A 12,135-nucleotide genomic window follows, 5' to 3' on the forward strand; every position below is an offset into this window, starting at 1 on the left:
CACGCCGATGCGCAGCGGCGCCGCCGGGCGTGTCGCCCCGGCCGTGGCGGAAGCGACGGCCGGCGCCGGCGGCAAGGACCACGCAGCGCTCCAGCCGCAGCACAAGGCGATGCCGAGCACGCGCGCCGCCATCAGCCGGCGCGAGGCCGGCTTGCCGAGGCCGCTCACGAAGCGTCCCTCAGGATGGTCCGGAAGCCGATATGCGAGGCGGCCAGGTCGGCTTCCTGGCTCTCGCGCGACGAGGCGCGGTAACGCACGCAGTAATCGCGCGCGCAGAGGAAGGAGCCGCCCTTGATCACCATCGGCGTGTCGCGAGGCCGCGAGGCCGGCGCGACGGCGGCGGTGTCGCCGTTGGTATGCGATTGATGCGGGCCGCTGTAGGCATCGCGGGTCCATTCCCAGGCGTTGCCGATCATGTCGTAGAGCCGGAAATCGTTGGCGGCGTAACAGCCCACCGGCGCGAGCCCGGCATGGCCGTCCTCGGCCGTGTCGATCACCGGAAACACGCCCTGCCAGTAGTTCGCCGCGGGCTTGCCGTCGCGGCCAACCGGCGCGGCATCGAGATCGGCGCCGTCGCGGCCCGCGTTGCCCGCGTATTCCCATTCCGCCTCGGTCGGCAAATCTCGGCCGAGCCAGCGCGCATAGGCCAGCGCATCGTGCAGCGTGACCAGGGTCACCGGCAGGTTGCCGCGCCCGTCCACGCCGCTGCCGGGGCCGGTCGGGTGCCGCCACGAGGCGCCCTTCACCCAGCTCCACCAGGCCAGGTCGCGCGCGGCCAGTTCCTCGCGCGAGGGCACGTGGAACACCGCCGCGCCGCCTTGCCGCTCGGCCTCGGTCAGGTAGCCGGTGGCGCGCACGAAGCTGTCGAACTGGGCCACCGTGACATCGGTCTGGTCGATCCAGAAACCGCCGACGCGGGTGCGCCCGTCGCCGGCAGGCCGCTCGTCCGGATAGCCGCGCGTGCTGCCGAACACGAAGGCGCCGGCATGCAGATGGACCATGCCCGCCTCGGGATCCTCACGCCAGCCGGCGGGAATCCCGCCATAACGCTCGCAGCGCGACTCGCTGCCGAGCGGCGCCAGCGGCCGGCCGCGGTTGGCCGCGTCGAACGCGGCATCGGGCGTGGCCTGCCAGCCCGCCGCCGCATACGAGAGCGCGAAGGCGGCGGCGAACAGCGCGACGCCGGCCAGCGCGGTTTTCGTCACGAAACGCATCGATCGCGGCTCAGTAATAACCGACCGGGCGCAAGGGCTCCACGCCGCCCACGCTGGCCATATAGGCGTTCCACTGCTCGAACAGGGTCTGCACGATCGACGGGTTCTGCGCCGAGACGTCGTTGGTTTCGCCGCGGTCGGCCTTCAGGTCGTAGAGCTGCCAGTGGCCGTCGGCCGGCCCCAGCGGCGGCTCGGTCCACAGCGCCTTCCAGCGGCCGTCGGCGCTGCGCAGGTAGGCGCGGCCATAGGCTTCGTCGCCGAACGGCGCGGTATGCACCTCGCCGGTGGCGGTGCCGGCCAGCACCGGCAGCAGCGACTTGCCGCTGACCGGGTAGACGTAGCGATCGCCGTAGATCACCTTGCCGCGATTCGCGTCGACGCCGGTCAGCGTGTTGATCAGCGGCGGCGCCGGCTGCGAGGGCGGCGTGACGCCGGCCACGTCGAGGAAGGTGGCGGTGTCGTCGGTGACGTGCGTAAACAGGTTCAGCGTCGGCCGGGCGCTCGCCTGCCCCGGCAGGTGCACGATGGCCGGCACCGACACGCCGCCTTCTGCCGAATACCCCTTGCTGAGGCGCAGCGGCGTGGCGCTGACCTCGGCCCAGCGCAGCCCGTATTGCAGGCGCTGCGCGTTCTGCTGGCCGTTGTCGGTGCCGAGCGCCGAATACACCGGGTCCTGCGCGTTGGCGGTGTCGGTGGCGGTGGGATCGGCGCCCGAGTCGATCGGCCAGCCCTCGGCGCCGTTGTCCGACTGAAACATGATGAAGGTGTTGTCGTATTCGCCGATGTCCTTCAGGTGCTGGATCAGCAGGCCGATGTTGTAGTCGAGGTTCTCGACCATCCCCGCGTAGATCTCCATGTAGCGCGCCTGCGCGCGGCGCTCGGCCGGCGACAGGCTGGCCCAGGCCTTGTCCACCTTGCCCTGGCCGTAGTCGCTGTAGCCGGCCGAGGCGGGATGCACCGCGCTGATGTACTGCGCGGCCGGCGTGCCGTTGTTGGCGGTGGCGGGCGAGCGCGTGAGCGTCTCGGGCAGCCCGCCGAACGGCTGGAAGTCGGCCGGGATCAGGCCCAGCGCCTTCTGCCGCGCGATGCGCGCATTGCGGATCGCGTCGTAGCCGGCGTCGTAGACGCCCGCGTACTTGTGCAGCCACGGGTCCGGCACCTGCAGCGGCCAATGCGGCGAGGTATAGGCCGCGTAGGCGAAGAAGGGCTTGCCGTCGCCGTGGTTCGCGTCGATATCGGCGATCAGCTTCTGCGTATAGAAATCGGTCGAATAGAACACCGCCGGATTGCCGCCGGCGCCGCCCGCCTGGCCGGGCTGGCCCGGCTGCACGTAGCGGCCGTCTTCCGTGTAGTTCCGCGAACCGGCCGGTTCGTGCGCGAAGTGATTGGTGGCGGCGCCGCCGAGCAGCGCGTAGCTGTGCTCGAAGCCCCATTGGTCGGGCGTCTGCCCGCTGCCGCTGGCGCTGCCGACGATGCCCGAGCCGAGGTGCCACTTGCCGGCCATGTAGGTGTGATAGCCAGCATCCTTGAGCAGTTGCGCGACCGACAGCGAGCGGTCGTTCAGGTAACCCTCGTAGCCGGGCAGGCCGCGGCGTTCATCGGTCGGCGCGCCCATCGTGCCCTCGCCGACCAGGTGGTGGTCGGTGCCCGAGATCAGCATCGAGCGCGTGATCGCGCAGACCGTGCCGGCATGATGGTTGGCGAGGATCCGGCCCGAGCCCACCAGCGCGTCGAGGTTCGGCGTGTTGATCTCGCCGCCGAAGGCGTGGATGTCGGAATAGCCGAGATCGTCGGCCATGATGTACAGGATGTTGGCGCGCTTGTGCGCGGCCGGCGGCGTCGAAGGCGCGCTCGGGCCGCTCGCCACCTCGCTGTCGCTGCCGCCGCAGGAGGCCAGCGCCACCGCCCCGGCGATGGCCGCGGCGAGCAGTGGCAGGCGAACACGGGAACACGGGCTGGGCGAGGCTGCGGAAGATGTCGAGGCGGCGGATCGATTCATTATTGTCGTGCGCGGAACGCTCAGGCTGCGGGAGCCGCGATCTTATCCGCGCGACCGGGGCCGCCAAAGTCCGATTCTTTCGATGCTAAACCGCGCGCGGAATAAGGCCGCCGCCGGCCAGCCGCGCCCTCAGGCCGGGCCGAACAGCTCGGTGTAGATCTCGCGCAGCCAGTCGACGAACACGCGCACGCGCGGCGAGAGCTGCCGCCGATACGGGTACAGCGCCGTGAGCGGCAGGTCCGGGCTGCGCCACCCGGGCAGCACCTCGACCAGCCGCCCGTCGCGCAAGGCGCCCTCGAGATGGAAGCGCGGCACCTGGATCAGCCCGCAGCCGCGCTCGGCGGCCACCACGTAGTTCTCCGCGTCGTTGACCGAGATCCAGCCGCCGATGTCGTAGTCGCGCACCTCGCCGTCCACCACCAGCGAGAACGGGTAGTCGATGTTGCCGTTGCTCGAGAAGAAGCGCACCGCGCGGTGCCCGGGCAGCTCGTCGGGATGTTTCGGCATGCCGAATTCCGCCAGGTAGGCCGGGCTCGCGCAGATCACCTGCGGCATCATCGCGAGCCGCCGCGCGACCAGCGAGGAATCGTGCGGGCGGCCGCCGCGCACCACGCAGTCGACGCCCTCGCGTACCAGGTCGACCAGCCGGTCGCCGCTGCTGACCACCAGCTCGATCTCGGGATAGCGGCGATGGAAGTCGTCGATGCGCGGGATCACGATCGTGGTGGCGTGCGTGCCGTGCATGTCCACGCGCAGCACCCCGCGCGGATTCGAGGCCACCTGCCGCAGCGAGGCTTCGGCATCGTCGAGCTCGGTCAGCACCAGCACGCAGCGCTCGTAGAACGCGCTGCCGTCCGGCGTGGGCCGCACCTGGCGCGTGGTGCGCTCCAGCAGGCGCGTGCCGAGCCGCGCCTCCAGCTGCTTGATCGCGTGGGTCGCGCTGGCGCGGGGAATTCCGAGCATGTCGGCCGAGCGGCTGAAGCTGCCCGTTTCCACGATCCGGGTGAACAACTGCAGGGTATCGAGACGGTCCATGGGCGCGATTGTTGATTCGGGTTGAATGTGAGCGTCACTTTATCAGCATCGACACCAAGAAATTGCCGTAATTTCCCCCAATCGACCGCGCAATTATTGATGCCGGTTGAATTGTGTTCGCAAGCCGCGTGGATTTATCGGGGCGCGGGAAAGGCGAAGAATGCATTCCTGACGGGCAAGCCAGCCCTCTCGAACCCAGGAGCCCAAGCATGAATGCATCCCCCACTCGCGCCGCGATCGTCACCGGCGGCTCGCGCGGCATCGGCCGCGCCATCGCCACCCGCCTGGCCGCCGACGGCTTCGCCGTGGTCGTCAATTACGCCGGCAACGCGGCGGCGGCGCAGGAAACCGTCGGCGCGATCGTCGAGGCCGGCGGCACCGCCATCGCCGTGCAGGGCGACGTGGCCAGCGAGGCCGATGTCGCGCGCCTGTTCGACACCACCGTCGAGCGCTTCGGCAGCGTCGACGTGGTGGTCAACAGCGCCGGCGTGATGTCGATGGCGGCCATCGACACCGAGCAGCTCGAGGCCTTCGATCGCACCATCGCCACCAACCTGCGCGGCACCTTCCTGGTGCTGGCCCAGGCGGCCAAGCGCATGCAGCGCGGCGGCCGGATCATCGCGCTGTCCACCAGCGTGATCGCGCTCTCGTTCCCCGGCTACGGGCCGTATATCGCCAGCAAGGCCGGCGTCGAGGGCCTGGTTCGCGTGCTCGCCAACGAGCTGCGCGGACGCGGCATCACCGCCAACGTGGTGTCGCCGGGGCCGGTGGCCACCGAGCTGTTCTTCAACGGCAAGACCGACGAGCAGGTCGCCAAGCTGGCCAAGCTCGCGCCGCTCGAGCGGCTCGGCGAGCCCGAGGACATCGCCTCGGCGGTGTCCTTCCTGGCCGGCCCCGACGGCGCCTGGGTCAATGCCCAGGTGCTGCGCGTGAACGGCGGTTACGCCTGATTCGACTGTCTCGACTGTCTCGACGCGCGGCGGCCCGATCCGCCGCGCACCTTCCACGCCGCGCGTCTTGCGCGGCATCCCGGCCGAGCGATCGGCCCACCCATCCGGACCGCCACCATGCCATTCGCCAATTTCAAGTTCCCCGAAGGAATCCTCGATGCCGCCACCAAGGAAGAGATCATTCACCGCACCACCGCGATGTTCGTCGAATACTTCGGTGAAGGCGTGCGCCCGTATTCGATGGTGCTCGTCGACGAGGTCGTCGATGGCGGCTGGGGCCGTGCCGACGAGACGCTGACGCTGGCGAAGATGGGCATCACGCCCAAGCAGCCCGCCTGAGCATTCCGAGCCGCACATCGCCATGGCGGGCGCGCCGTCATTGCGGCGCGCTCGCCATGCTCGCCTCGCCTGGAGCCGACGATGCCGACCACCCCCACCTCCCCCTCGCTGTCCTCCGACGGCGCGCGCGCCGTGCTGCGCATCTCGCTCGGCGCGATCCTGCTCACCCACGGCCTGCCAAAGCTGCTGCATAGCGCACACGGCGCGATGGCCGATCCGATGACGAATTCGATCCGCCTGATCCGCGACGGCGCCGGCCTGCCCTTCGCCGAGCAGCTCGCCGTGCTGGTGATGCTGATCGAGACCGCGGGCGCGGTGCTGCTGATGCTCGGGCTCGGCACGCGCGCCGTGGCCTGCGCGATCTGCGCCGAGATGATCGGCATCGCCTGGGTGCTCGGCCCCACCTGGCCCTGGCTCGAACGCGGCATCGAATATCCGGTGCTGATGGGCGCCGTGGCGCTGTCGATCGCCTTGTCTGGCGGCGGCGCCTGGTCGCTCGACGCGCGCTGGATACGGCGCCGGCAAGCCGCGGCCTGAGACTGGACAAACCGGTCCATCTTCGTCATACGTCTAAGGAGAAATCTCCATTTCCCGCGCCCAGTGCGGGTTTACACACGACCGCCGGATCTAAAGGCGCCTCCCTTCCAGGCCGTTATAGGAATCGACCACATCATCCAGGCGAGGCGCGAAACGCATGAAGCTGTCCACCAAACTGTCGATACTCGTGATCACGGCGCTGGCCGGGATCCTCCTGATGGCGGCCACCGCGCTGAGCGTGATGCGCGAGGCCCTGATCGACAGCCGCGGCGACCAGATCGTGATCCTGCTGGGCAAGGCCGAGCATCTGGTCGACAGTTACCGCGAGCGGCAGGCGCGCGGCCAACTCAGTGCCGAGCAGGCACGACAAGGCGCGCGCGACGCGCTGGCCGCGCTGAACGTCGACCAGAAGAGCTACTACTGGGTCAAGGATGCCGACAATATCAACCTGGTCCACATCAACCCCGACTTCGTCGGCAAGCGCACCACCGACAACCACACCGCCAGCGGCCTGAGCGATCGCGAGGCCTATGCCGCCGCGCTGGCGAAGTCGCATTTCGCGCTGGTCGACCTGCTGATCAAGCGCAACGCCAACACCGAACCGGAGCCGAAGCTGCAGGGCGTGGTGCGGATTCCCGAGTGGAACTGGCTGGTCGGCACCGGCTTCTTCTATGACGATATCGATCGGGCCTACTACCGGATCGCCGGCCTGCTCGCCGCGATCACGGTACTGATCGCCGTGATCGTCTCGGCGATCGCCTACATGATGGTGCGCAGCGTGCGTCGCACGCTCGGCGGCGAGCCGGCCCATGCCACCGAGATCGCCAGCCACATCGCCAACGGCCAGTTGCAGCTCGAGTTCGACGTCTCGCGCGCCGCGCCGGGCAGCCTGATCGCCACGCTGGCCGGGATGCGCGAGCGCCTGGCGGCGATGATCGCCGAGATCCACACCGCCAGCCAGGCGATCGCGCATGGCGCAGGCGAGATCGCCCAGGGCAATCTCGACCTGTCCCAGCGCACCGAGCAGCAGGCCGCCTCGCTGCAGGAAACCGCGGCCAGCATGGAGCAGATCACCGGCACGGTGAAGCAGAACGCCGACAACGCGCGGCATGCCAACGGCCTGGTGGGCAGCGCCACCGAGGCGACCTCGCTCGGCGGCGAGGCGGTGCGCCAGGTGGTCGATACGATGTCGAGCATCGCCGAGCAGTCCGCGCGGATCGCCGACATCACCTCGGTGATCGAGAGCATCGCGTTCCAGACCAACATCCTCGCGCTCAATGCCGCCGTCGAGGCGGCGCGCGCCGGCGAGGAGGGCCGCGGTTTCGCGGTGGTGGCCGCCGAGGTGCGCTCGCTGGCGCAGCGCAGCGCCTCGGCCGCGAAGGACATCAAGGAGCTGATCCAGGTGTCGGTCGACAAGGTGGGCGACGGCAACCGGCTGGTGCAACTGGCCGGCGAACGGATGAACGAGATCGACCGTTCGATCGGGCAGGTGGCCGACATCATCGGCGAGATCTCGGCTGCCTCCGCCGAGCAGAGCACGGGCATCGACCAGGTGGGCCGCGCGGTCACGCAGATGGACGAGGTCACGCAGCAGAACGCGGCCCTGGTCGAGCAGGCGGCGGCCGCGGCCACCTCGCTGGACGAGCAGGCGGGCAGGCTGCGTTCGGCGGTATCGGTGTTCCGGCTCGCCTGAGTCTGGCGCGAGCCGGGCTCGCCGTCGGGCGCGGCAGGCACGATCGGCCTGCGCGAACCCCGCCTCAGAGACGCCCGAGCAGCGCCGGCAGGTCGCCGTCGAACGCGTAGCTGCCGGTATGCGTGGTATGGAACCAGGGGCAGGCATAGATCGCCCCGCCCAGGTCGCGCCATTTCCGGCAGAACGACAGGTCCTCGGACAAGGGGCGCCCGTCGTCGGGCGCATGCAGGAATTCGAAGTGCTCGTGCAGGTGCGTGGAATGCGGCAGGAGATGCCGGTAGTTCGAGGGGATCACGACACGCTTGTCGGGATAGGCGCTGGCGAGCCGGCCGAACACGGCGCGCTCGATCATCATCATGCCGGCGCCGCCCGCCGATACCTCGACCGGCTGCTCGCCCTGGCTCAAGGCGCCCTCGCCGATCGCGAAGACGGTGTGCCGATAATCGGCCGCCACCCGCGCGACCTGCTGCGCAGACAGTTCGGGACGGCGCCGCGCCGTCTCCACCACCGCCTCCCAGTTGATCTGCTTGGCCGGATACGGGCCGATCGCGATCTCGGCCCCCAGCTCGAACATGCGCAGCACGTCGCGGCCCTCGAAGCCGACGTCGGCGTCGACGAAGAGCAGGTGCGAGAGCGTCGATTCGCCGAGGAAGCGCTGGATCAGCACGTTGCGCTGCTCGTGCAGCAGCGCGGTCCCGCTCACGTAGAAGAATTCGAAGGCGATGCCGGCTTCCAGGCAGGCACGCTGCAGCGACAGCAGGCCGCTCACGTAAGGCATGAAGCAGCTCGAACCATAAGCGGGTGTCGCGACGAAGATGCCTCGAGTCGTTGTCATGATGGCCCGGTGGAAAATGGACACGGTGGCTTCAGCGATCCCTTTTTATTGAAAATCGGCGCGACCGTCAACGACTTGTCACGAACCGCAAGATCGCCGCGGCGCGCCATGACGGACGAAGGGCCGGCGCTGCAGGCAGCCCGGCCCTGTATCTGCTATCCGTGACCGGCTGGCGGGCGCCGCGCGAATGCGGCGCCGCTCGCCGGAGATTCGCCTCAGCAGCCGGTCGGGCCGCTGCCGGTGGTCGTGCCGAGCAGGCCGACGAAGCGCTTGTAGGCATCGACCCGGCTCTGCACCTGGGCCGGATTGCGCCCGTTGCACTCGAGCGAGCCGTTGATCGAGCGGATCGTCTCGCCGAAGCCGCGGCCGCTGGCCATGGCCTGGTGCGGCGTCATGGTGCCGGCGCCCGATTGCGTCATCCAGAACCAGATCGCGGTGGCCCAGGAGATCGTCGCGTCGGTGGCCACCCAATCCGGGTTGCCGAGCAGGTTCAGGCCCAGCGCATCGCCGGCTGCCTTGTAGTTGTAGTCCCAGCTCAGCTGCATCGGGCCGCGGCCGTAATACTGCTTGCCGCCGCAATTGCCGCTGCTGCAGTAGCTGTTCCAGTTCGCCTGGTTCGATTCGCGGATGTACACCAGGCCGCCCGTTTCATGCGAAACGTTTGCCAGGAAGGCCGCGATTTCCTGCTTGCGCACGTCCTGGCTGGCCTCGCCGGCGAAATCGGGGTAGCTCTTCAGCGCGCCGACCAGGCCGTCGTAGGTGTAGAAGCTGTTGCGGGTCGGGAACATCTGCTCGAAGGTCGCGCGGCTCAGCGGGAAATCGGTGCCGTTGCCGGGCGAGGTGCCGCCGTCGCAGGTGGTGGGCGCCCAGTACCAGGTGCTGATGGTCGGATCGGTGCCGTCGCTGCCGTTGGTGCCCACGTTGACGAGCTTGTAGTACTGGCCGTTGGCCTGGTACAGCACGATGTCGCCCTTCTGGTAATTGACGCCGCGGCTCCAGACCTTGAAATTGCAGGCCGCCGCCGCTTTCAGGATCGGGGCGCCGGTGGCGGCTTGCGCGTGCGCCTGATTGGCGATCAGGCAAACACCGGCGGAAGCCAGGATGCAGACGATTGCTTTCAGAGACCGTGATTTTTTCATGATTTATTCGAAATGCGGAGTCGATGAAAAACGGATGATTCGCGAATGCGCGCGAATTGCCGACATGGGCCACCCGGCAGCCGCCCGACGCGGCCGGCACGGCGTCCGCGAGCTATCCATTTCGTTATCACGGAAATAATCGCGGCCAGATGACGGGTTCAGATTGAGCGATTAGAAAGCTTTCCGTCAACTGCGCACTGGCATTCCTGATAGCTATCATTTCCCCCAATATTTGATTCGATAAAGCGAATGCCGGATTGGATTGATTTTCATTTTCCGGAATCGAACAAAATGATGGGAATAACAAAATCAGGCCACGGGCGGCGGCGGCCGGCTCGGTGCAGCCGGGCAGGCGCGATCTTGAACGATGGGAGCGCTCGCCGTCAGATCAGAACTGCGCCGTCGCCTGGAAACCGATCGTGATCCGCGCGGTCGGGAAGCCGGATGGCTTGTAGACCGGCGTACCGGCGAACAGGTCGTAGCCGTAGGCGCCGAGGCGTGTCGCGACGCTGCCCTTGATGCCGATCACCGCGCCCGCGAGCTGCGTGCCCACCAGCACGATCGGCTGCGGCCCCCACACGCGACCGTAGTCGAGGCCCACGTAGATCGCCTGTCCGCTCTGCCCGATCGGCGCCTGCAGCTCGTTGCGCCAATAGAAGCCGCGCGACGCCGCCAGCATCGTTTCGCCGTCGAATCCTCGCACCGTGTAGCGGCTGCCGATCGTCAGGTCGTCGATGTAGTACAGCGTGTTGCCGGTGTATTGACCGTGGAACGTCGTCACGTACCGGAACGGCTGCTGCGCGATCGCGAACGGCACCGACAGGTTGGCGTCGAGCACGGTCATCCGGTAGCGGTAGGTCGGGCCGCCATCGGCTGCGAGGCTGTCGTCCCGCGCGCCGAGTGCGCCAATACCCTGCCGGTACGCGAGCGTGCCGTCGAACTGTGCGTGGCCGAAGTAGTGTCGATCGGTCAGGCCGAATTCGACGAACGTGTTGTTGCGGCGCTGCTGCGGAATTTCCGTATCTTCGATGAAGCTTTGCCCGAACCGGCGCGACAAGCGAAACTGCGCGCCGAATACGTCGTTCTGGCTGCGTGACAGCACACGGTTCAGCTTGAAATCGATCGTCTTCGAATTGCCGCTCGCGATGAAGGTCTGGTTCACGCCGGCGATCTGCTGGTAGTAGGTGTTCGTGTAAGCGGACAGCGACGCGGTCCAGTAGCCCCACGGGATCGAATAAAAACCGTTCCAGCCGTGCGAGCCCAAGCGCTTGTCGCCAAACTCCAGATCCTGGCTCACGCCGATGTTGAAGATGTCGTTCAGGCCCAGGGGATTGTCGATGCCGAGCGACAGGTTGCCCTGCAGACGGCCGGTCGCTCGCGTACCCGAGTTGTCGATCGAGGCGACGACCGTCCACGGCTTGCCGCGCTTCACGTCGAGTACGACGTCGCTCTCACCCGGCACGTCGGCGGGAACGATCTGCATCGACACGTCCTGGCTCGTCACGCGCTTCATTTGCTCGAGGCCCTGTTCGAGCTCGCGCAGGTTGAGCAGTTCGCCGTCGCCGGTCGGGAAGGCGGTCTTCCAGGTGCCGCGGAGCTTTTCATCGGCGAAGCGCACATGGCGGATCACGCCGGGGATCAGCGAGAGCTTCAGCGTGCCGGTGGAGAGATCCTGTTCGGGCAGCAGCACGCGCGTCGTGACGTAGCCGCGTGCCAGGATGGCTTGCGACAGGCCCTTGACCAGCATGCCGAGGCCTTGCTTGCCGACGCACTGCCCGGCGTAGTGGTCGAGCCACTCACGCGCGAAGGCGAAGCGGTCCATCGGCAATGCCGATGCGCCTTGCGATTTCAGGGAAGCGGGCAGCGCATCGGGGACGTCGAGGGATAAACGATCGATGCGAAAGCACGGCGTTTCCGATGGTAGCGGGGGAAACTCGGCGCTCACCGTCGCGGCCGAACGTACACCCGGCGCGGAGACGGCCCGTTCGCGCTCTCGTGCCTGTTCCTGTTGTCGGGTTTGCTGGTCGTTGCCTGGGATGATTGGGCGCGGGGCTTCTTGTGCCGACACGGCCATCGGTATCAGCCATGCGGCCGACAGCAGCACAACCGGGGTACGGATAGTCATAGATGCGGTTTTGTTAGTTCGATTTTATGGCTTGGGTGCAAGGTGCCCTGGAATCCATACCCATTCGGTGCCGCTCCATTTCCAAAAGCCCATAACCCAGATCGTGCTCGACCACGACGGCAACACGGGCTCCATTTCAGGCTTGGGTGGAGGACGCGGAGGTGCGTCTGGAGGCACGGTCTCGCATGCGGCGAGAAGCGTAGAAATGACAAACGACAGGGCCAAGGGCCATTTGACTTTCTTCATTGTTGCCTCAATGTCGGCGACGT

At 67.7% G+C, this 12,135-nt stretch carries 11 protein-coding genes; 4 read left to right on the forward strand and 7 right to left on the reverse strand.

Features of this window, described 5'->3' with window-relative positions:
- Positions 1–164: 164 nt before the first annotated feature.
- From F3J18_RS15955 to F3J18_RS15965, 3 genes are all read right to left on the reverse strand, one after another.
- Positions 165–1,214: a formylglycine-generating enzyme family protein gene (locus F3J18_RS15955; protein ID WP_166913303.1), complete on the reverse strand. Its 1,050-nt coding sequence runs from the start codon at positions 1,212–1,214 to the stop codon at positions 165–167.
- Between the two features lie 10 nt (positions 1,215–1,224).
- Positions 1,225–3,213, reverse strand: a complete 1,989-nt coding sequence (locus F3J18_RS15960) for an arylsulfatase (protein WP_166913304.1) — start codon at positions 3,211–3,213, stop codon at positions 1,225–1,227.
- 129 nt (positions 3,214–3,342) lie between these two features.
- Positions 3,343–4,248, reverse strand: coding sequence for a LysR family transcriptional regulator (locus tag F3J18_RS15965; protein ID WP_025101401.1), 906 nt, complete (start codon positions 4,246–4,248; stop codon positions 3,343–3,345).
- 209 nt (positions 4,249–4,457) lie between these two features.
- Here F3J18_RS15965 and F3J18_RS15970 point away from each other — a divergent pair, with 209 nt between their 5' ends.
- From F3J18_RS15970 to F3J18_RS15985, 4 genes are all read left to right on the forward strand, one after another.
- On the forward strand, positions 4,458–5,198 hold the full coding sequence (locus F3J18_RS15970; RefSeq protein WP_036038659.1) for an SDR family oxidoreductase: 741 nt from the start codon (positions 4,458–4,460) through the stop codon (positions 5,196–5,198).
- Positions 5,199–5,315: 117 nt separating this feature from the next.
- Entirely contained in the window at positions 5,316–5,537 is a 222-nt protein-coding gene (locus F3J18_RS15975) for a tautomerase family protein (protein WP_025101403.1), read from the forward strand.
- An 81-nt stretch (positions 5,538–5,618) separates the two neighbouring features.
- On the forward strand, positions 5,619–6,074 hold the full coding sequence (locus F3J18_RS15980) for a DoxX family protein (protein WP_166913305.1): 456 nt from the start codon (positions 5,619–5,621) through the stop codon (positions 6,072–6,074).
- Positions 6,075–6,231: 157 nt separating this feature from the next.
- Positions 6,232–7,767 (forward strand): methyl-accepting chemotaxis protein, encoded by a 1,536-nt coding sequence (locus F3J18_RS15985; RefSeq protein ID WP_166913306.1) that lies wholly within the window; start codon positions 6,232–6,234, stop codon positions 7,765–7,767.
- 64 nt (positions 7,768–7,831) lie between these two features.
- Here the strand turns inward: F3J18_RS15985 and F3J18_RS15990 are convergent, their stop codons facing one another.
- The 4 genes from F3J18_RS15990 to bcpO all read right to left on the reverse strand — a co-directional run bounded on the left by F3J18_RS15990 (position 7,832) and on the right by bcpO (position 12,112).
- Positions 7,832–8,602, reverse strand: coding sequence for a hypothetical protein (locus F3J18_RS15990; RefSeq protein WP_152554527.1), 771 nt, complete (start codon positions 8,600–8,602; stop codon positions 7,832–7,834).
- 215 nt (positions 8,603–8,817) lie between these two features.
- Positions 8,818–9,741, reverse strand: a complete 924-nt coding sequence (locus F3J18_RS15995; RefSeq protein WP_025101407.1) for a glycoside hydrolase family 19 protein — start codon at positions 9,739–9,741, stop codon at positions 8,818–8,820.
- Between the two features lie 388 nt (positions 9,742–10,129).
- A complete protein-coding gene (locus F3J18_RS16000) occupies positions 10,130–11,866 on the reverse strand; it encodes a ShlB/FhaC/HecB family hemolysin secretion/activation protein (RefSeq protein ID WP_166913307.1) in 1,737 nt (578 codons plus the stop codon).
- A gap of 24 nt (positions 11,867–11,890) precedes the next feature.
- Complete coding sequence (gene bcpO / locus F3J18_RS16005) at positions 11,891–12,112, reverse strand: CDI system lipoprotein BcpO (protein ID WP_166913308.1); 222 nt, start codon at positions 12,110–12,112, stop codon at positions 11,891–11,893.
- Positions 12,113–12,135 lie beyond the last annotated feature (23 nt).

Source organism: Burkholderia sp. Ax-1720 (assembly GCF_011753035.1).
Lineage (GTDB): Bacteria > Pseudomonadota > Gammaproteobacteria > Burkholderiales > Burkholderiaceae > Burkholderia > Burkholderia gladioli.